This is a genomic window from Salinimicrobium marinum (assembly GCF_014651535.1).
Classification (GTDB): Bacteria; Bacteroidota; Bacteroidia; order Flavobacteriales; family Flavobacteriaceae; genus Salinimicrobium; species Salinimicrobium marinum.
Genome location: NZ_BMXB01000016.1, coordinates 67966 through 89463, shown reverse-complemented (window position 1 = coordinate 89463; position 21498 = coordinate 67966). Strand labels below are relative to the sequence as shown.

At 40.1% G+C, this 21498-nt stretch carries 12 protein-coding genes and 1 tRNA gene; 3 read left to right on the top strand and 10 right to left on the bottom strand.

Features of this window, described 5'->3' with window-relative positions; genetic code table 11:
* Positions 1–152: 152 nt before the first annotated feature.
* From IE056_RS15485 to IE056_RS15465, 5 genes are all read right to left on the bottom strand, one after another.
* Complete coding sequence (locus tag IE056_RS15485) at positions 153–2339, bottom strand: endo-1,4-beta-xylanase (RefSeq protein WP_189605634.1); 2187 nt, start codon at positions 2337–2339, stop codon at positions 153–155.
* 19 nt (positions 2340–2358) lie between these two features.
* Positions 2359–3723 carry a glycan-binding surface protein gene (locus IE056_RS15480; protein WP_189605633.1) on the bottom strand — a complete coding sequence of 455 codons (1365 nt, stop codon included), beginning with the start codon at positions 3721–3723 and terminating at the stop codon, positions 2359–2361.
* Positions 3724–3759: 36 nt separating this feature from the next.
* Positions 3760–5394, bottom strand: a complete 1635-nt coding sequence (locus tag IE056_RS15475) for a RagB/SusD family nutrient uptake outer membrane protein (protein ID WP_189605632.1) — start codon at positions 5392–5394, stop codon at positions 3760–3762.
* 12 nt (positions 5395–5406) lie between these two features.
* Positions 5407–8574 carry a SusC/RagA family TonB-linked outer membrane protein gene (locus IE056_RS15470; RefSeq protein WP_189605631.1) on the bottom strand — a complete coding sequence of 1056 codons (3168 nt, stop codon included), beginning with the start codon at positions 8572–8574 and terminating at the stop codon, positions 5407–5409.
* 533 nt (positions 8575–9107) lie between these two features.
* Entirely contained in the window at positions 9108–9608 is a 501-nt protein-coding gene (locus IE056_RS15465) for a GNAT family N-acetyltransferase (protein ID WP_189605630.1), read from the bottom strand.
* Between the two features lie 108 nt (positions 9609–9716).
* On the opposite strand from IE056_RS15465, the gene IE056_RS15460 reads away from it, so the two are divergent.
* Positions 9717–9790: transfer RNA gene (locus tag IE056_RS15460), tRNA-Ala, on the top strand.
* A 341-nt stretch (positions 9791–10131) separates the two neighbouring features.
* Positions 10132–10629 carry a hypothetical protein gene (locus IE056_RS15455; RefSeq protein ID WP_189605629.1) on the top strand — a complete coding sequence of 166 codons (498 nt, stop codon included), beginning with the start codon at positions 10132–10134 and terminating at the stop codon, positions 10627–10629.
* Positions 10630–10857: 228 nt separating this feature from the next.
* Here IE056_RS15455 and IE056_RS15450 read toward each other — a convergent pair whose 3' ends face one another.
* The 5 genes from IE056_RS15450 to IE056_RS15430 form a co-directional block, all read right to left on the bottom strand.
* Positions 10858–11712 (bottom strand): alpha/beta hydrolase family protein, encoded by an 855-nt coding sequence (locus IE056_RS15450; RefSeq protein WP_189605628.1) that lies wholly within the window; start codon positions 11710–11712, stop codon positions 10858–10860.
* The gene (locus tag IE056_RS15445; protein ID WP_189605627.1) at positions 11706–14462 is read right to left on the bottom strand and encodes a PD-(D/E)XK nuclease family protein; all 2757 of its coding nucleotides are present in this window, start codon (positions 14460–14462) and stop codon (positions 11706–11708) included. Before IE056_RS15445 ends, IE056_RS15450 begins: the two co-directional genes overlap by 7 nt.
* Positions 14463–14526: 64 nt before the next feature.
* A complete protein-coding gene (locus tag IE056_RS15440) occupies positions 14527–15921 on the bottom strand; it encodes an OmpA family protein (protein ID WP_189605626.1) in 1395 nt (464 codons plus the stop codon).
* Between the two features lie 217 nt (positions 15922–16138).
* Positions 16139–17332 (bottom strand): glycine C-acetyltransferase, encoded by a 1194-nt coding sequence (gene kbl, locus IE056_RS15435; protein WP_189605625.1) that lies wholly within the window; start codon positions 17330–17332, stop codon positions 16139–16141.
* Positions 17333–17363: 31 nt separating this feature from the next.
* On the bottom strand, positions 17364–20513 hold the full coding sequence (locus IE056_RS15430) for a UvrD-helicase domain-containing protein (RefSeq protein ID WP_189605624.1): 3150 nt from the start codon (positions 20511–20513) through the stop codon (positions 17364–17366).
* 227 nt (positions 20514–20740) lie between these two features.
* On the opposite strand from IE056_RS15430, the gene IE056_RS15425 reads away from it, so the two are divergent.
* Positions 20741–21349: a superoxide dismutase gene (locus tag IE056_RS15425; protein ID WP_229793782.1), complete on the top strand. Its 609-nt coding sequence runs from the start codon at positions 20741–20743 to the stop codon at positions 21347–21349.
* Positions 21350–21498 lie beyond the last annotated feature (149 nt).

The window sequence follows — 21498 nt, the reverse complement described above, 5'->3', positions numbered from 1 at the left end:
TTTGTCAGCATTTAATATACGAAAAAAGGAGCAGAAACACTACGGTTTCTGCTCCTTTGTCTTCATTTAATTCAATTAAATGAGAGACTTTTTCAGTGCCCTCGCGTTGTACCCGGTATTTTGTCACTATTCTTAGATCGCCAATTCAAACGTTAGTAATCTAATTCTCCAGTGAAATCCTCACTAACATCCCGCCCGGCAAGACCGTCGGCTACCCCTTTATATGCATGTTTTCTTTCGTAGTTTGCATCCCATAGGTTTGGTGATTCATCGGGTAACCAGTATTCATGTTCATTTGGGTTATCTGAAATATTCCAGATAGTAATTCCATATTGTTGTGCAGAAGGAATGTACTCGTTATAAGAATCTACTATAAACTTGTACATATCTGCCTGCTCTGCTAACTGGGCAACTGTTGGGGAAGCCGTTCCCAGCCTTACATCCAGTTCGGAAACTTTAATGATCTTTCCGGTAGCTGCCATTTTCTGAAACATCTCTACAATGTTTTTTCTGCTTGTATTTAAGGTAACATGCATTTGCGTACCTATTCCATCCACGGTTGTACCCTGACTTTCAATATATTGCACATACTCTATCAAGCCATCAAGTTTTGCCATACTTGCTTCCAGATTGTAGTCATTGATAAATAGTACATCTGAAGGTTCGGCGTGTTCCCCGGCCAGATTAAATGCAGTTACGGCATAATCCTTACCAAGATATTTTTGCCAGTAGAAATCATCACTAGCCGGATCTGTTACATTTCCGTCACGAAGGGTACCACCTTCTCTCATGGGTTCATTGACAACATCCCATGCTGTTACTTCATTGGTGTAACGTGTAACCATCTCTACAATCCAGTCTTCCATAGCAGCGCCTATTACTTCTGCCTTCTCTTCATCGGACATTTCAATAATTACCGGAGGGGTTCCTGTGGCTACTTCGCCCGAGGTCAACACTACATCATCTATATAAAAGGTAGTTGCAGATTCTCCAAAGTCAAAGATGAACTTTTGACGATCTGCAACCGTAGGCGTAATGGTCCTTACTACCTGCGTCCAATTCGTTCCTACTTCAATAGCACCAGAATAATCTGCTGAATAATCCTCACTTTGTAATTCCACCTGAAGCGTAGCCGGGGCATCTGCTTTAATGTAAAAGGAAAATGTATACTCGGTTCCTTCTTCCAGAGGCTCGTCAAAAGTAAATAGTTGTTGTGCTTCGTATGACTGAGCTGCTGTAGGATTGGTCAATACCATGGCATACCCTGTATCTCCATAGCCTTCCCCTTCTGCAGAAACCGATCTGGTGGATTCATTCCCCCAACCGTCCCAGGGATCCAGAGTACCCGCATCAAAATCACTGTTGGTAATCAAGTTGACAGTTTCATTCTCAGCATCAAGGTCTACAACACTTATATTATCTACATCAATGTAGTAAGTAACCCCAGGCTCGTACCCCAGATCAAATGACATTCCAAAGCTGGTGCCGGTAAAATCACTTACCGTAATTTTTACCTGCTGCCATTGTGAAGTGGTTTCAAAAGCCTCGGTACCGTCTCCGCCTGTATTATACCAATCTTTCCAGGGATAGTTGTCCTCTAATCCACTGAAAGAGATACGGCCCTGTCCAGGTTGATCTGATTTTATATAGAAAGACACTTCATATTCATGCCCCGCAACTACAGGAACTTCGGGTGTTGTTAACTGCAATTCATAAGGTTCAGAAGAAGAAGAACCGGCAACCAGTTGAATCGCTTCTGAATTATCTCCCAATCCTGCATTGTCCACGATGGTAATACCGTCACCGGGATTATTCCTGGCCCATCCATCAAAACTTTCATCCTGCAGCCCGGAGATATCCAGAGCACTGGCTCCACTAGAACCCGGGATGACGGTTGGGGCTATTAAACCGTTTAAATAACTTGCATTTTGATTTGCATGCCATACCAGGGTATGTCCATACACATCTATTCCTGCTTCGTTGGTTTGAGCTATAAAATCATCAATAGGGCCAAAATTTATTTCTCCCTGTGAATTCACCATAGCACCATGCTTCATTGCATAACCTACTGTAACCTCATCAAAATTTTCATTTACAATAGAACGATAATTTTCATCATTCATATAAAGATCAAGTATGATTCCCACTCCCAGCACATTATCTGTATAGGTTTTAAGGGCATCATATCTGCTAATCTTTTCCTGCAGTTCTAGGGGTAGCTCTGCCGTTGTTACTCTCTGGTCTTCCGGTCTCTCTTCCCATTCCATGATATCATCCTCACATGAGGTGAAAATCATGGAAGAAAGAAATAGTACGGATAAAAATTTTAAATGTTTCATCTCTGTATTTTTTTATTGATTATTCCGGAAAATCTGTTACCGTTGGAGTTTCCAGTGAAACGATTCGCCAGTTATCTGTGTAGACCTGGACAGAGGTTTCGGAAGAAGGAAATTCCTCTTCACTGCTCGATCCTGTCACGTCACCCAGCGTAAAATCTGAGTTTTCAAAGAACATCCCGAAGTTTTTATAGGTAGCAGATTCCCGATACTGCAGCAGGTCTTCGAAGGTATAATCTTCTCCGTCACTGAATAAGTAAAAGTCAGTGAAAGGAATGGTCACTGTCGTCCAGCCTTCGGTCTCAAAAGGAACTACTTCCCCATCTACGATCCATGGAACATAGTTATACACTCCTCCGGTCCATTCGCCTCCATTGAAGTTGTTTACCAACAGAATCTTTAAATATCCACTGCCAGACCAGGCTTCCGGAACATAAATATCGAATTGAAAACCTACCTCTTCCAGCGGAGTGGTTGCCGGGATAAAAGGAGTGATTTGTGAACGCCAGCTCTCATTCCCGGAAGTAAAGACCTCTGCGACACGATTTTTTCCGGCATCAAAAGATGCGATCGTATCGTTTCGTATTGGCAGGTAGCTACCTTGAGAAACATTGCCTTCTCCAATAGGTTCAGACTCTATTTGTTCTTGACGTATGGTATTACCAAATTCGCCCAGCTCTCCCTTTCCGTCGAAATTTAAAAGCACCCCTCTTTCCACATGGAAAAAAGCCGGGGAATACGCTGCACCATTTGCAGTTTCAACATATAGTGAGCCTCCTTCATCGGACACTCCTTCAGGTACTGTTACGGTAAAGAATTCACCATCCTCTTCATCATAGGTAATTCCACTAGTTACTTCAACATCTCCGGGGAACACTACTCTGCTCACTTCGATCAAGCCACTACCATACACGGTAATTTCTTCCCCTGCCTGTGGCAAGGTATGGGAAACTATGTTGATGCTCGGGGCCGAAGACCGGATTTCGAATTCAATAATAGTTTCAGAATTATCATTCACCAAACGAATCGTGTTACGTACATCTTCTTCAGCTTCAATAATGGGTGTATCTGAAGAAATTTGTATAAGCATGGAAGTATCTGAAACATACACCGGATTAAAAGTAGTTTCATACCCATTGATATAAACCCTTCTAAGGCCGGTAAAACCGGAGCCTTCCAGGCGCAACAGCTGTCCTAACCGGGCAAAATTTACTTCCCTGTCCTGAACATCGGAATCAACATCCTGAAGATATATGGTATCAACAGTAATTTCACCCCCGCTAACATCATCATCACTGGAACAGGCAGTAAGCAGTAACCCGAAAAGGATCATTCCGAAAATGGAAATCCTGCCCCAATAATTTTTGTTTAATATAATATCCTTCATCTTATATGGAATTTGTTTTTATTATCAATTTTATCATTAGAATAATTCATTAGTTATTCGTTCTTCAGTGAATTCATAAGGTACAGGATCCTCCCTAAGCAGTGGATTTTGAACTACTTCAGATTCAGGGTATGGCAAGAGAAATATACTTGCATCAATGTCTCCAACAGCCCGAGTAGTCACATCAACTGTAGGATCTACAGAAACAGTATTAGTTTCGGAATCATACGTAAATGGAGTAATAACAGCTCTTTCCTGGTTATCTATATAATTCAATGCTTCCTGTTGCTCATAATAAGACCATCTTACCAAATCATACCAGAATTGACCTTCCATAGCCAGTTCCACTCTTCTTTCATGAAAAATATCCTCAAAGGTAAGATTGGATTTAGGGGCTAAACCGGCTCTTTCCCGTAGTTCATTAACATACATCAATGCTGTAGGATCACCCGTAGAGGCATTATTACCAAGTGCTGCTTCGGCATAATTCAAATACACCTCGCCCAGCCTTAACATGTAAGTATTCAGTCCGGAATTCATCCTTGAAATATCCGGATGATCTTTTGTTGAACCTACCACTCCCTTTTTAACGTTCACATACGTATTCTCATGGTCTACAAGATATCCACCGTTCGCCTGACTAATTTCCGGATAGAAATCTCCATCTGCCATCCAGGTGGCTTTTCGTCGCACATCATTTCTTTCATACTCCTGCAGAACATCGTAAGAAGCCCGGGTGTAATAACCCCATGCCGCATCATCCCCTGTAATTTCCGATCCCAGAGCAAAGTACGCCTGGTGTGGATTAATAACACCATACTCTCCATTAGGAACCCACTGCAGGGCAAACATGGATTCGGGATTATTGTTGTTCTCAACCATGAACAGCTCTGCATAATCGTCCATCAAGGAATAAGGCCCTTCATCAATCACCTTTGTAGCAGCCATTTTTGACAGGTCAAGAAGTTCCTGGTCCCTTGTTCCGCTGTTTGGTCCTGTGCTCAATCCTGAGTAAGAGAGATAAAGGCGTGATAACATCCCGTAGGCAGTATATTTAGTCACACGTCCTGCCTGTCCTGCCTGCTCGGGTAAATGCTTCGCAGCGTATTCCACATCCCTAATGGCAAATTCAAACACATCTGTTCTTGGTCTTTTATTCACAGTAGGGTTAGAAATGATTTCCGCCTGGCTGGTGGTGATAATGGCATCTCCCCACAAGGAGGCAATGTACCAATATGCAACCCCTCTCATGAAACGGGCTTCAGCTATGTAACGGGTTTTTATTTCTTCATCCACACTACTTTCATTAATTGCAGCAATGGTGTTATTTGACTGCTGAATAACAATATAGAATGACCTCCAGGCTTCTACCAGGGGACCTGTTAATCCTGTTTCAGTCAGATCACTGAAGGGATAAACATAATCTGAAAAGGGAGCATATAGATTGTATGATCGACCATCTCCCAGTCCAAAATAGAATTTGTCATTAAAAGAAAACCAGACCCGGTTGTATAAAGGCGCCGTTGCAGCCTGAAAATCCTGTTCAGACTGGAAGAAATTTTCTCTTGCTATCTGGTCATTTGGTTCAATATCTAAATCATCGCTACAGCTGTAAGAACCGATGAATAGGGTTGCTATAAGAAGCTTGTTTAATATTTTATTTGTTCGCATAGTAATTTTTTTTTAAAAGTTGACATTTAACCCCAGGGTATAAATACGAGGGGAAGGATAACGTCCATTATCTATACCTGTTAAAAGAGCATCCTGATTAATTGATCCTACTTCCGGATCAAAACCTGAGTATTTAGTAAAGGTGTAAACATTCTGAAGGTTGGTGTATAACTTGACGTTAAGAAGTCCGAATTTTTCAATGAAATTTCGAGGCAGGTTATAGCCAAATGAAATATTCTGAATTCGTAAATAAGAGCCATCTTCCAGGAACCTGTTACTATACCTGTAATTGGAGGTAGAAGCTGCTGAAGAAGCCGCGATCCTTGGCATATAAGGGTCACCTCCTACTATCTGAACGTTTCTATAATCTGTAGGACCATCAGGATCAATTAATCCCAGTTCGGCATATCCAAGAGCTGACTGTAATAAATTGGTGTTTTCCCTCGGATTTTCTAAAAACCTTCTTTGGTAATTTACCACTTCATTTCCATATACCCCCGAAAGCTGAACATTCAGGTCAAATCCTTTGTAACTGAAGGAATTTCCAATACCATAACTAAAATCTGGTAATGGATTACCTATATAGTCACGATCCTGTTCGTTAATAACTCCATCTTCATTGATATCCTCAAATATATAATCTCCGATCCAGACCTCATTTTCTCCAATTCCCAAACCTTCAGGTAAGGCAGTAGGTACTATTTCACCTTCATCATTTCTGTAATAAAAGTCTGTAGCATCTTCAAATCGGCCAATTACCTTGTATCCATAAAACTGACCAATGGGTTTTCCAACTGCCGTCCTTGTCACAATAGTAATATCAGATCCCTCCTGCAGAGTCCGGTTTAAAATACCGGTATCGGTGGCAAGGGCTAAAACCTTGTTTCTGTTGGCAGTAAATACCAGGTTCGTTCTCCACGTAAAATCTTCGGTGTCTATATTTACTGTATTCAGCGTTAATTCCACACCCTTATTTTCAAGAGAACCAATATTTACATAAGGAGCAGAGGTAGCACCTACTCCCGAGGTTCCGGAGTAATCGGGGTAGGGAGCCAGAAGTAATAAATCCTCCGTTTTCTTGTAATACACATCGGCAATAAACTCTAAGCGGTTATTGAACATATTAAGATCTATACCTACGTTACTTGAATAAGTAGTTTCCCATTGCAGATCTGGGTTGGCAGTGTTTGCAGCAAGCAATCCAGCTCCAAAAGGAGTTGGGGATGCTGCATAAATAGAGGTAAATGCATAGTTTGGAACACTCTGGTTTCCAACAGCTCCATATCCCAGTCTAAGTTTAAGATTGTTGATATATGCATTGTCTTCCATAAATTCCTCATTAGAAATTCTCCAGGCTAATGCAGCAGAGGGAAACCATCCCCAGCGATTTTCTTTGGCAAATTTTGACGAACCGTCATATCGTATGGTGGCGGTCAATAAATACCGGTCATCAAAGGAGTAGAAAGCTCGTGCGAAATAAGAATTTAAGGCACTTTTAAAACTGGCATTTGAGTTTCGGGCCGTGGATGCATCTCCTGCATTTAAATCTGTAGCCCCGTTGGTAAGATAGCCGGTACGGTAACCGTACAGATTTTCAAAAAATGATTCCTGATATTCCTGTCCCAACATGGCATTAATACTATGAATTCCAAATGTGCGGTCATAGGTCAATACATTCCGGAAATTATAATACTTATTATAATTCTTAGTTCTGCTACCTTCTCTAATATCGTTTACAATTGCACCAAACCTATAGGAAGGGTTGAACAAGTACGCATTGGAGAATCCATAATCTATAGAATATTCCGATCTTAATTGCAGACCTTCCGTAATATCAAGTTCAGCAAAAGTATTTGCCCTGATTCCTGCACTTTCATTGCTGTTTTCCCTAATGCTTGCCAGACCAACCGGGTTATTCTGTACAAATTCGTCTGTAACAGGACCATCAAAAGTTCCTTCAGAATTACGAACGGCAACATTAGGCGTCTGTTTTAAAGCTGTAACGATTAATGCTTCATCTGAAAATGTGGTGGTTTGATTGATATTATTGAATGCGAAATTAATTCCGGTTCTTAAATAATCTTTTACCTGAGAATCAAAAGTTCCTCTAAGGTTTAGCCTGTCAAAAGAAGATCCAAGTGCTATCCCTTCCTGATCAAGATACCCTATACTCATGGCATAGTTGGTTTTCTCATTCCCTCCTGAAATGGACAGGTTGTAACTTTGCATCATTGCCTTTGTAAACATCTCATCCTGCCAGTCGGTACCTTCACCTAATAAATCTGGACGTATAAAATTTGGATCCTGCTCTACAATATCAAGATCGGATCTGGTATTTTTATGAATAGCGTATTCCTGAAGATTCAGCAGGTCCAAAGTATTTGGCAACTCCTGAAAACCGACATAACTGTCTAACGTAATAATAGTTGCTCCATCTCTTCCCCTTTTAGTGGTGATAAGAATAACCCCGTTCGCAGCCCTCGATCCATAGATTGCTGTAGCAGAAGCATCTTTTAGGATATCAATAGAAAGAATATCAGATGGGTTAATGGATGCAAAAGCATTCTGGCCGCCCTGTCCTGTATTACTATCAACGATGACCCCGTCAATCACAAAAATTGGTTCATTAGATCCGGTAATGGAACTTATACCCCTGATTCGGATAGAAGAACTCGCACCTGGTGCACCACTGTTCTGCTGTATCTGCACCCCTGCAGCACGCCCCTGTAATACCTGATCAATAGTGGTGGGAACAGATTCCTCGATAGACTCACTGGAAACAGAAACCATTGCTCCAGTCACATCACTTCTTTTCATGGTACCATACCCTACTACAACTACTTCATCTAATGAAGAAACATCTGTTTCCAGATCCATATTTATTTCAGATCTGTTATCAACAGGTATTTCTCTTGTTTTAAAGCCCACATAGCTAAAAACAAGTATTCCATCTGGCGGAACATTGTCTATTACGTAGTTCCCATCAAAATCTGTAACTACTCCGTTATTGGTTCCTTTTAGCACAATAGATACTCCCGGTAACGGACCGGTCTCATCAGAAACAGTTCCTGAAACTGTAGTAGTTTGTGCAAACGCAGTAAAACTAATCAGGCTCATAAATACGAAGAAATAAATCTTACGGATCTTAGAGCTTAATTGACTTAATAAATAATTTGTCATTGCCGAATTTTATTTAAGTACGAGTTGTGATTCGTAAAATCCCTTTTCGTCTTCACAAAAAATGTTTGAGGAAATGTTATTTACGAAATCGATTGATTTATAAAATAAAGTTAAAACCTATGATTCTTAGATAACAAATATATTTGCCCTCATGTAAAAGCAGTAACACTTTTGTTGCAACTGTCTATAAATTTTGAAGCATTACCCATAAAGCTTGGGGTTTTCCACCTCATAGGTTCAATAATTCCAGAAATTCGTTTGGTAGCTTGATGATTTTCAAAACACTAGATTAACATTTTTGAAAAGTCATTCAGGTAGTAATTTTTACTTATTGGATAGGATAGCAAATTTTCACACATGGAAAATTTCAGATGAGAAAATGGAAAGAAAGTTGGGAATCCTCAAGAAGAGTGATTCCTTGTCCGGGAAGTATCATCAAAAGAATTTTAACAAATGGTCGCAATCGATTGTTTACCGTAATTTTTTGACCTGCAGGATTGATCTTAAATAGACTTACGTAACCACAAACAAAACTATAAAACTAATTCATAGCAATAGAACGGATGTCCGCTTTGCTTCGGAAAATATATCTTCCCCAGCCGCTTATATCCTCTTGCTTCATAGAACTTCTGATTTCGCAGATTTTGGCTGAAAGTATCTAATCTAACCGATTGAAACCGATTTTTCCTGGCAAAAGCTTCTGCAAAGTCCATTAGGTTCTGTCCATAGCCCTCTCCCCAAATAGACGGATGCGTGGCAAGTCGGTGAACATATAGATTTTCACTGTTGGAAGTCAGCCATTGAATTGGTACATATTCCTCATCCATTTCCGGCGTCAGAACGATAATTCCAATTATAACCCCTTCCTTTTTCAGCAGATATAATTCCTCCTTTTCAATATCGTGCGAAAGTTTTTCACTGGAAGGATAGAATTCATTCCACTGCAAAATACCTTTTTCCTGCATGGCTTTAGCACATGCTTCAGTAAGTTGTTTTATTTCGGAAAGATGTGACGCCTCAGCTAATTGAATCATCTTAAAATTATTTGCCTCAAAATTAATTCATAGAAAGAAAATAAACACTTTCCTTGTATTAAATAATTTGGTACATTTGCCACGTTGAATTAAAATTCAATGTTATCCGGGGGATTAGCTCAGCTGGCTAGAGCGTTTGGCTGGCAGCCAAAAGGTCATCGGTTCGACTCCGATATTCTCCACAAAAACCACTGCAAACGCGGTGGTTTTTTTATTAGCAGCCTTTCCTTAAATTCCTCCACAACTTTTGAGATTGATCCGATCTAATGCCACAATGCACAGCTTATAACGTAAGAAATAATTTATCTTAAAGATTTGTTATTTTTATAAAAGTTATGTTAATTCGCAGCGTTCAATCTTTCGGTATCTTTCGCCGATCGTAGAGGAGTCTCCCCTACAACTTTTCACTTTGAACCTTTTAAATAGTATGGAACCATGGGTATTACCTATGATTACTATAAATTGGGACCAAGCCGAAAAGCCAACACATCTCTGAAGTAGGCACTCTAACACAATCACTTTTATGAAAAAGTTTTACACTATTCTTATTGCTACTTGCTTTCTGGCCAGCAGTTGTGCCAGCATCGTAAGTAAATCCAGTTATCCAATTTCCATTAACAGTACTCCTTCTGAAGCTAAAATCACCATTACAGATAAAAAAGGAGTGGAAATTTTCTCTGGCAATACTCCTGCCTCACTAAAGTTAAACGCCAGCTCCGGATTCTTTTCTAAAGCCCGGTACCAGGTCAAATTCGAAAAAAACGGATATCAAAGTAAAACAGCTCCTATAGATTTTAAACTGGATGGCTGGTATTTCGGAAATATACTTTTTGGTGGTTTGGTTGGAATGCTAATAGTAGATCCTGCAACCGGAGCAATGTACAAGCTCGATACCGAATTCTTAAATGAAACACTTGTTCCGGAAGAAAACATTGTGGTAAACGAAGGTTTAAATGTGTATGACATCAATGACATTCCTGCTTCCTGGAAATCACATTTAGTGGTTCTGGCTGCGGAATAAAACCATCGGGAAAACATTTACTACCGAGTCTTTTGTTATTTATATATTATTTACTGAAAACACAAAAGAGGCTGTATAAAATTATTTTTTACGTCAACCTGAGCTTGTTTCAGGTTCTAATAAATTCTAAAATCAAAATAATGAGATTCTAAAATAAATTCAGAATGACAATTTAAAGTTTTTAGACAGCCTCTTTACTATTAAACCAAAAATTTTTCAGAAGCCTGATTACTCATCTTTGATAAAAGCAGTGATTCTCTCAATGATCTTTTTAAAAGCTTCTGGAAGGGTTTCTTCTTCCCACGGATGCGAGGCTTCAAACGCATGATTACTGCCCTCCAGGAGGAATAAATCGGCATCTGGGTTCCATTCTTTCAGATGCCTGGCGTTATCAACATCAACTGTAGGATCTTCAGTTCCGTGGATAATAAGAAAAGGAATTTTCAGCTCCTTTGCTGCCCTGGAAATAGTCAGCCTTTCTTCATTCTCCTTAAAATTAGTGTAGAACTCATATAAATGTGGCATTTGCTGCCTGGTACGGCCATTTTCAACATAGGCAATTCCGTTTTCTTTCCATGCCTCCAGCTGGGCTCCCGAAGGAAATCTATTGCCAAAATCACTCACAGAAGCCAGCGTGATTAGCTTCTTTACACGGCTGTCTTCCGCAGCTTTTACAATGACTGTTCCTCCACCACGGGAATGCCCCATCAGGGAAATATTAGAAACAGCAGAAAATTCAGCATAGGGAAAGTCCTGTCCGGTAATCCAGTTTAAAACTACCTCAAGGTCATCCAGTTCCTTAATGAACGTATTTTCTCCAAAAGCATCAAGGTCGGGGAAATCAATAGGGTCTTCTAATGTACCTCCATTGAAGGAAAAGTTGAATTTAACGAGCATAAATCCATTTCTCGCAAATTCTTCGGCCATTAAATTCCAGGCACCCCAGTCCTTAAAACCTTTGTAGCCGTGGCTAAAAATAAGTACCGGTTTCTTTTCTTCTTTATCTGAATAATAAACATCGGTTACCACCGGTCTGCCATGTTTGCCTATAAGAGCTATATTCTTTGCTTTTTTTATTACCATGATGATGTGGGAATTTCTTTCTCCAGAAATGCTGTTTCCGGATCACATATTTCTTCTATTAATTTTTTCAATTGTGTTTTGTAGAACTCCAGTACTTCACGGTCGATATCGGGATTTTTACTGGCGCCACGCCCCGGCTTATCCTTTTTATTGAACCTCAGGAAACCGTTTTGCAGATTTTTAAAGGAAATGATTCCGGCTTCTATCGGCTTTTTAAACGGCTGTTGCTCATTCAGCATACAGGCGTAGGTCAAAATCTGAAAGGTTTTTCCGTACTTATTATAATCCGTCGTTAAATCTTCCCAATCTGCAATCTCTACCTGATTCTGCTGGACATTTCCGGTCTTGTAATCAATTACCCGCACCTTTCCGTTGAATTCATCTACCCGATCCACTTTACCACGGATGTACACCGGAAAATCCAGGTTTTCAACAGGAATTTCTGTTCTAAGGTCACTTTCGATCTCCACCACTTTTAAAGAGTTCCCTTCCTGTAAATCTCTGATATCCATTTTCAGGAGGTTTACTACATATCGCTTTGCTACCTCAAAAATGAGCAAATTTTTACCTTTGGTAAGCGGCTCTTGGGTATACGATTTCCTGAATTGTACTGCGATCTCATCCGGGGTTCTTTTAATAGCTTCTTTCAGGGCATCAATTGAAACTTGTTTCTTCTCCCATTCCTTATAAAAAACCTCCAAAGTATCATGAACCACGGTCCCCAAGGTATTATATGCCACCGTTTCCTCCACTTCTTCCCGATCTTTAATGCCCAGAATATACTGGTGATAAAAATCCAGGGGATTCCTGATGTATGTTGTCAATGCAGAGGGCGAGAAACCTCGACCTGCAAGATATTTTATCTTTTCAATAATTTCCGGAGTCTTCTCAACCGACTGAAGCGGCCGACTAATAGCGGGTACTTTAGGAGCTACAGTGAGTTTTTGAATGTGATGCGCCTCCTGTTTTTCCATCTCTAGTTGCAACAAAAACCGGCTTTTTTCACCGGCACTAAGTCCGTCGCTTTCGGTATTATAAAGCAGGTACACATTTTTGGCGCGCTGCATGAGATGATAGAAATGATAGGTATACACCGCATCTTTTTCTTTGTAGGTAGGCAGGTTATAGGAGCATTTAAGGTCATAGGGAATAAAGGAATTACTGCTTTTCCCCGCGGGCAACACGCCCTCATTCACTGATGTGATAATGACATTTTCAAAATCAAGCACCCGTGATTCGAGCATTCCCATTAGCTGCAGCCCGGTAAAAGGCTTCCCCCTAAAATCTACCGTTTGCGTCGCAACAAGTTCTTTGTAGATCGCAGACAGAGATTTAATAGTTTTTATGTGGGCATAGGTTTCCAGCAGGTTATCCAATTTATTGAACAACAGGTTATATTGAAAAAGAAATTCCAGTGTGAGTTGATCTTTCTCTTTATCGAGGTGATCTTTTATACTGAAGATCAATTTCTGCAATTGAGCAACTGCCAAGCCAGGATTGTTCTTCCAATCCTCAAAACAAAGACTGAAGAGCTCTCTATATTTTTCCGGAATAAAGTTTATCAATGTTTGCCGGGAAAAATACACCAGATTTTCCTGTTGAATCTTTCCAGAAATGATCCTGGAAAATCCTGAAGTTACTTTTTGAATCAGTGGATGATTACTTATAGCAATTACATCCTTATAATACAATTCCTGTGAGGCGGTGGAATGCATCTTGAGCAATTGATCGAACAAGGAAGTCACCGGTGCACTGGTCAAAGGAAACCCCATGGTGACATTGATCTCTTCCACATTTCCCGGCAGAGAATTAAGCACCGGAAGCAGTAAACCTTCATCCCCCAGAACTACTGCGGTTTTTCCAATGTCTTCTGGTTTGAGTTTTGCCAGCAATTCCCCCACATACTTTGCCTGTCCTACATTCCCCGGCACTCCTATCATTTTAATATTCTTATTTCCGCTGAAGTTATTGGAAACATAATTAAAAGGTTGCTCCCGGTAATGCAGCCATTCCTTCTGATATCTGCGCATAAACAGGGAAGCATCATGCTGAGGATCCTTCAGGAAGACTTCATCAATATCCCAGAAGATCTCTGCCACTCCCGAAGCATTCATTTTCTGCAAGATTTCCTGTTCCGCATTATTTAGTGCATTAAAACCCAGAAATATATGTGGATTCTTATTTTGCTGAATATAACTTTCAATTTTTTCTGAAGCTCTTCGATACACCATCCCCTGGTAAGCAAGATTTTGTTGTTCAAGAGAGCTTTTAAGCTCCTCATAATATTCGGGAATTTTGCGCCAAAACGAGAGGTAATTCTCCATTATAGGAGTTTTCTCTTCCTGTACAGACCAGTGATTTATTTCCTGAATATCGGACAAGTAGTCGAAGAAGGATCTGTAATCGATAAGGTACCTGTCTATTTCATTGAAATCATACAGCAGAGTTTGTGCCCAAGAAGCAAAAGTGTCGAAATTCTCCACTTTATCTTTAGGCGTACATTTTAAATACACCGAATAGAATTCAAATAGTGCAGCTGTATTATCAATGGCTTTTAAACCGGACATATCTTCTGCAAAATCCTCAATGCTCATAACTTTGGGTGCAAAAGCAGGTTTGCCCGACAAGCTGGCAAGCTGGGAAATTAAGTATGATCCCGCTCTTTTACTGGGTAATATAAAGGTGTAATCTGATAAGGAAACCTTACGGGAAAGCAACTCCTGAAGGATTTGGGTAATGAATGATGTCATAGTATAAAAATAGAAAACGCCCCGGAAATCGGGGCGTTTTCTGAAAAAGATTTTAATCTTTCTCCTAGTTATTCATATCCATGTTTTCTGTCTGGCCATCTTCGCCTTCAAGAGAAATCTCTACCCTTCTGTTTTGCTGCCTACCTTCATTAGTATTGTTGGTAGCAATTGGCTCACTTTCACCATATCCGGTAGCTGAAAGCCTGTCTGTAGGAATTCCTGCATCAATAAGAAAGTTCATTACAGAATCTGCACGTCTTTGGGAAAGCTCTTGATTATAAGCTTCTGCCCCAGTACTGTCTGTATGTCCTTCAATATGGAAATCTGTGTTTGGATATTCCTGCATGATATCTGCAATAGACTGTAAAGTTTCTTCAGATTCATCACGAATCGTGGCCTTGTTAAGGTCGAAAAGGATCGTTCTTGAATATTCATTCAATTCGTTGATCACCTCAACATCTGGCTCAGGACATCCGTTGTTTTCTACTGTTCCTGCAACATCCGGACATTCATCATCCTGATCAATTACTCCGTCGTTATCACGATCTTCAAAAGGACAACCATTGTTTTCTGCAGGTCCGGCTTCGTTAGGACATTCGTCTTCACTATCTCTTACTCCGTCACCATCTGCATCAGGACAACCGTTCATAGCGGCAGTACCGGCTACTGTAGGACATTCGTCTTCGTTATCTGGGATTCCATCACCATCAGTATCAGGACATCCATCGAATTGAGCAAGTCCAGCTTCATTAGGACATGCATCCATACTGTCACGGATACCATCACCATCTGAATCGGGACATCCGTTAAATTCAGGTAAACCTGGCTCTTCAGGACATTCGTCATCTTTATCATAAATACCATCACCATCGGTATCAACACCACCAAAAGCAATTTTTATTCCGGCTACATGCTGGAAATGAGAATTAAAGTCGTCTTCGAAGGCATGCTTATACATCGTCTGAACTGTAAGTGCTATGTGATCTGAAAACCAGAAATTAATTCCAACGGTACCGTCTAAAGTAGCAGCTCCGTCTTCATCAATCCAGGTGTAACCACCACCCACACCAACAACAGGATCAAACCAGCCTGCATTAGCATCATTTCTGAAACTATAGTTGAACGTACCATCAAGTCCATAGTATGTAAGGTCATCCCAACCTTCATCTCCGAACTTTTCGATCATGTTAACAGATCCGGCACCTTCAAAATAAAATCCGCCACCAATATTTCTGGCCACAGAAAGTCTTGAAACCCCAGGTAAAATATTATAGTGATCTCCTACATTGAAGAAATCTTCAAAATACCCACCTAAAGGTGCATCTTCCCCGGTTGGATAAAAATCCACGGCGTTTACTCCAATTCCCAGAGCCCAGGGATTATTTTCATCCTGCGCCTGAACAGCTGTAAAGCTCATTATAAATAATGTAGCTAATAAAAATTTGCTAAGATGTTTCATATTCAAATGTTTAATTTCAATTTAGTTAGTTGAAACAAAAGTAGGCTGATATTCGGTATTGGCAAAGATTCTAATAATAAAGTTTTCTTAATAATCCTTTATCCACGCAGTATTCAGGGGTATTAATTTGTAAATTTTCAGAAATTTGTCATAAATTTTAAGAAAACTTTAAACTCATTATATTAACTGCTTTCTTTAACTTTTATTGATAAAAAAGTTAAATTACCCCGAGTTCTTTCCCCACCTTGGTAAAAGCAGCGATAGCAGCATCTAAATGCTCTCTTTCATGAGCAGCAGAAAGCTGAACCCTGATTCTCGCTTTTCCTTTTGGTACTACCGGGTAAAAGAATCCAATGACATAAATTCCTTCTTCGAGTAACTTATTTGCCATATTTTGAGAAAGTTTGGCATCATATAGCATTACAGGAACAATTGCTGCCTCCCCATCGATAATATCAAATCCTGCATCTTTGATCCCTTTTTTGAAATACCGGGTGTTTTCTTTTAATTTATTTCTTAAGGAATCATCATTTTCCAACATTTCAAATACCTTAATAGAAGCTCCAACAATAGCAGGAGCCAAAGAGTTCGAGAAAAGATAAGGCCGAGATCTTTGACGTAACATTTCTATGATCTCCTTCTTTCCGGTAGTGTAACCTCCCATGGCACCACCCAAAGCTTTTCCAAGAGTTCCGGTGATAATGTCAATTCTGTCCAGCACTCCTTTTTCCTCAAGGGTACCTATTCCGTTCTCGCCAATAAAACCTGTGGCGTGTGCTTCATCGATCATTACCAAAGCGTCATACTTGTCGGCAAGATCACAGATCTGGTCGAGTGGAGCGACGAGTCCGTCCATTGAGAAAACACCGTCAGTAACAATAATTTTAAATCGCGCGCCATCTTCATTTGCCTGCTGCAACTGCTTTTCAAGGTCCTCCATGTTGCTGTTCTCATACCGGTAACGGGCAGCTTTACACAAACGCACCCCATCTATAATGGAAGCATGATTCAAAGAATCCGAAATGATCGCGTCTTCTTTAGAGAACAAAGGCTCAAAAACTCCTCCATTCGCATCAAAAGCTGCTGCGTAAAGGATGGTGTCTTCGGTTTTATAGAAATCGGCAATCTTGCCTTCCAGTTCTTTATGAATATCCTGGGTTCCGCAAATAAACCGGACACTGGACATTCCGAAGCCATGGGTGTCCATGGTATCTTTAGCAGCCTGAATCACATCGGGATGTGAAGAAAGCCCCAGATAATTGTTTGCACAGAAATTAATTACCTCCTTGCCTCCCTGGATGGTGATAGCCGCACCCTGTGGTGAAGTTATGACTCGTTCGGTTTTATAAAGGCCTTCTTCCTTTATTTCTTCTATTTCTTTCTGTAAGTGTTCTTTTATCTTTCCGTACATACTATGATTTTTTTACAAAATTACATTTCTTTTAAACAATGCTTACGGAGACTTCTTCATTTATATAGACAAGAATCCTTTTCTCTACCGTAAATCCCATTCCCGTAAGCACTTCTCCATAACTAATGATCTGGTTTTTATGCTTTGTATTCACTTCTCCTGTTTTATAATCAATGATGCTCACATTTTTTCCAAAGAAATTAAGCCGGTCGGGTCTTAGAATAGTGCCGGTTTCGGTAATGATATCACGTTCATTGAAATTCTCGGTCCCTGGAGCGTAAAATTTCTGAAGCTCGGGATGATTTACCACACTCAAAATGCTTTTCCGAATCTCCTCTTCTTCTTTATTTCTGAACAATCCTTCTTCCCGCGCATTCGAAATAGCCGCTTCCACATCTTCGGAAGTGTTTATCTGCGCAAAAATATCGTGCACCAGATGACCTTTTTCAATAGCTTTCGCCTGACTCGAATCCCACAATAAACCAGATTTGGTAATGATAGAAACCGCGCTGCCTTCTGTTGCAGAGGAATAATAGCACTCCTGCTGGTAGGTGCTGCTGGCTCTTTCTCCTTCAGAAACCGGAAAATCTTCTTTATTTCCGAATTCATACTCGTGGCGGTTGTCCTCCCAAACTTTTTTCTGCTTTAGCCAAGAAATGAACAATCCCGAAAATTTATTAGTATTCTCTTTGCCTCTGCTCAGTTCGTACTTGGAAATGACATACAACTGCTTCACAGGACGGGTAAGTGCCACGTAAAGCACATTCAAAGCATCCAGCTGACTATAATGGCACAAATCATCATATAAAAACGAAGCTCGTTCTCCCCAATGCAGCATATCTTTGGTGGCTTTGAGATAACCAATGGGAATTTCGGCACTCAGGGTTTCCGGGAGATCCATCCATAGAGATTCCCGGGCAACATCTGTAATACTACTGTTTGCAAACGGAAATATCACTACCGGAAACTCCAGCCCCTTCGCTTTATGGATCGTCATGATCTGCACCGCATCCTCATCGGGTGAAGCGGCAATACTTTTTCGGTCTTTTTTCTGCTCCCAGAGCTCCAGAAATTCGAAAATTCCGTGGTTTTCCTTCTGAGATATTTCATAAACGAAATCCAGGAATGATTGCACATACGCATCCGAAGATGTAACAAGATCAAAACTCCTGATGATGTATTCCACTGCTTCATAAAGAGAAGCTTCAGTCACACGGCTTAAACTGAAATGTATTCCGAAGCTATTAAGACTATCAAAAAACTGCTGATCATTAATTTCAAGTCTTTCAGAAATAAAACTGTAGAAACTTTCTATTTTCAGCTGATGTTCCAGGATATATTCAAGAATGGGCAGCTTCAGATTTTTATCCTGCCCTTCTACCGAAAATTGCAAAACAGCCGAAATGAAATTCACTTTCGGAGATTGAGAAAGCAACAGACTTTCCGCAGAAATCACCGGAACTCCATTTTCACTGAGGAAGGAAGCAATGGCGACGCCTTCTTTTTTTCTGCGTGTAAGAATACAAATGTCACTTTTCGAAACCTCTTTAGCTTCCAGGTCTTTTATAATTTCAAGCACCTTTTCGGGGTAAACCTGCATTTCTTCTTCGGCATTTTCAGCTTCAATAAAAGACAGGTTCACATAGCCCTCATCCAGATTTATTGGCTGCTGGGAACTTGTTTCCTCAAAAAGCTTTTTATGCTCAAGGTTTGTAAAACAACTTGAAGAAAATTGGAAGAAATCATTGTTAAAATCTACAACCTGCTTAGAACTACGGTAGTTAAAAGGCAATAAAACCACTTCTTTCTCTTCCAGATTAAAAGGATTCCCGGTGCCGCAAAGATCCATGAACTGTTCGGCTTTTCCACCGCGCCAGCGATAGATAGATTGTTTGGCATCGCCTACCAGTGTGAGGCTCCCCGTTTCTCCCTCTGGGTGTTCTGTAGTCAAAGTGTGATCCACCAACGGAATAAGGTTTTCCCACTGCAGCTGCGACGTGTCCTGAAATTCATCGATGAAATAATGCCGGTAGCGCTCCCCTAAACGCTCATAAATAAATGGCGCCGGCTGGTCTTTTACTGCACTTCCAATGGTGGCATTAAATTCGGAGATCATCACAATTGCCCGCTCCTTCTTGATCGTAGAAATTTCCTCCTGAATCGCACTCAACAAAGACAACGGGGTAAGGTTCTTTTGAATGGCGGCAAAAAATTGAATCTGCGTCAGGTATCTTTTTGTTTCATTGAAATAACTCACAATCTCCGATTGCAATCCATCGAGAATATTTTTTTTGTTTTCATCCAGCTTCTTTGCATACAAAGGTTGATCTGCAATGGAAGTTTGCCATTTTGCATCAAATCCTACCTCAAAATCCTCTTTCTGAAGCTTTTCAAAAAATTTAGGACAATAACCGCTGCTGAAATCTGAACTTTCAAGTCCGTTGCTTTGGATGAGAGTAAAAAACTTATTGGCCATTTCCACCACTCCTTCTTCAAAAAGGACTTTTTGCTTCTTCAGTTCTTTAGAAAGATTTTCGAAATCCTCCAGCTTTTTTCCCTTCAGCAGTTGAAGAAAACCCTGATTGTTCTCACTGTTCACCAACTCGGCGATCTTGTAAAGGTCCCTGGCGATGTCCCAGCTTTTATCCTCATCGGTCTTGCTCAGAGAAAAATTGATAAGCACCCGGGTGAGTTCTTTATCCTGACCAGCCCTGTTAATGAGTCTTTCCACTGCTTCCTGAAGCACTTCGGAAGTATTCAGTTCCACCTCAAAATTAAGAGGTAAATCAAGATCTTTCGCAAATGTCCGCAGCACCCGGTGTGTAAATCCGTCAATGGTTGACACCTCGAAAGCAGCGTAATTATGGATTATGTGTTTCAGGATTTCTTTAGATCGTACTGTGATTTTCTCTTCAGAAGACCCTGTTTCCTTACAAATAATTTCCAGCAAAGGCTGAAATTTCTTCGGAACAGGCTGTTTCGAAAATCCATACAAGTTATCTACAATCCGGGATTTCATTTCCTCCACGGCCTTGTTGGTAAAGGTTATGGCAAGTATATTTTTATAACTGTCATTCCTGCCCGAAGTAAACAGCAGCAGCAAATATTCTTTTACCAGGGTAAATGTTTTTCCAGACCCTGCGGAAGCATTATAAATGGTGAATGAATTGGATTTCTTCAAGCTATTTTTTTACGAAATTATAAAATCAAATTTTAGCAGCTTATAATCAGGACATAATCTTTTTGATTTCTCAATAGTTGTAGTTAATTTATTTCTGAATAAACACTAAATTCACGTAAAAGCATAAATCTTTAAGGATTTTATAACATATAAATATTTTAGTTAGCCGGGGTAATCCCTAAATTTGGGGTTGATCTGAATTAATAATCAAAAAAACATAACATATTATGGCATTTGAGTTACCAAAATTAAAATATGCATTTGATGCATTAGAGCCTCACATAGATGCAAAAACAATGGAAATCCATCATGACAAACACCATGCAGGATATACCAGCAAATTAAATGCAGCTATTGAAGGAACAGACCAGGAAGGAAAAACCATTGAGAATATCCTTATGAATCTTGATATGAAAGATAAGGCTGTTCGTAACAATGGTGGTGGTTACTATAATCACAACCTTTTCTGGGAAATCATGTCTCCAGACGGAGGAGGAAAACCAACCGGTGATCTTGCTACTGCAATCGATAAAAAATTCGGTTCATTTGATTCTTTTAAAGAAGAATTTTCGAAAGCAGGTGCAACCCAGTTTGGTTCGGGATGGGCATGGTTATGTGTTCATGAAGGAGGAGATGTGGAAGTTTGTTCTTCTGCAAACCAGGATAATCCATTAATGCCAAATGTTGGCTGTGGTGGAACTCCAATCCTTGGAATGGATGTTTGGGAGCACGCTTATTATCTGAAATACCAAAACCAACGTCCTGCATATATCGATGCATTTTTTAATGTAATTAACTGGGAGGAAGTTTCCAGAAGATATGCACAGGGAAAATAATTCCTGAAAAGAAAATAATTTAGAAAATGCTGCCCAATTGGGCAGCATTTTTTTGTGCAAATTAAAAAGCCTTAAATTCTGGGGTGCAGAACACCTGACTAAAGCACATGTGCCGCTGAAAAATAAAAGGAGGCGAAATAGATATTCCG

Excerpts from the sequence above, each read along its gene's own strand:
- IE056_RS15485 (WP_189605634.1), bottom strand. The coding sequence starts at position 2,339 with ATGAAACATTTAAAATTTTTATCCGTACTATTTCTTTCTTCCATGATT.
- IE056_RS15480 (WP_189605633.1), bottom strand. The coding sequence starts at position 3,723 with ATGAAGGATATTATATTAAACAAAAATTATTGGGGCAGGATTTCCATT.
- IE056_RS15475 (WP_189605632.1), bottom strand. The coding sequence starts at position 5,394 with ATGCGAACAAATAAAATATTAAACAAGCTTCTTATAGCAACCCTATTC.
- IE056_RS15470 (WP_189605631.1), bottom strand. The coding sequence starts at position 8,574 with ATGACAAATTATTTATTAAGTCAATTAAGCTCTAAGATCCGTAAGATT.
- IE056_RS15465 (WP_189605630.1), bottom strand. The coding sequence starts at position 9,608 with ATGATTCAATTAGCTGAGGCGTCACATCTTTCCGAAATAAAACAACTT.
- IE056_RS15455 (WP_189605629.1), top strand. The coding sequence starts at position 10,132 with ATGAAAAAGTTTTACACTATTCTTATTGCTACTTGCTTTCTGGCCAGC.
- IE056_RS15450 (WP_189605628.1), bottom strand. The coding sequence starts at position 11,712 with ATGGTAATAAAAAAAGCAAAGAATATAGCTCTTATAGGCAAACATGGC.
- IE056_RS15445 (WP_189605627.1), bottom strand. The coding sequence starts at position 14,462 with ATGACATCATTCATTACCCAAATCCTTCAGGAGTTGCTTTCCCGTAAG.
- IE056_RS15440 (WP_189605626.1), bottom strand. The coding sequence starts at position 15,921 with ATGAAACATCTTAGCAAATTTTTATTAGCTACATTATTTATAATGAGC.
- kbl (WP_189605625.1), bottom strand. The coding sequence starts at position 17,332 with ATGTACGGAAAGATAAAAGAACACTTACAGAAAGAAATAGAAGAAATA.
- IE056_RS15425 (WP_229793782.1), top strand. The coding sequence starts at position 20,741 with ATGGCATTTGAGTTACCAAAATTAAAATATGCATTTGATGCATTAGAG.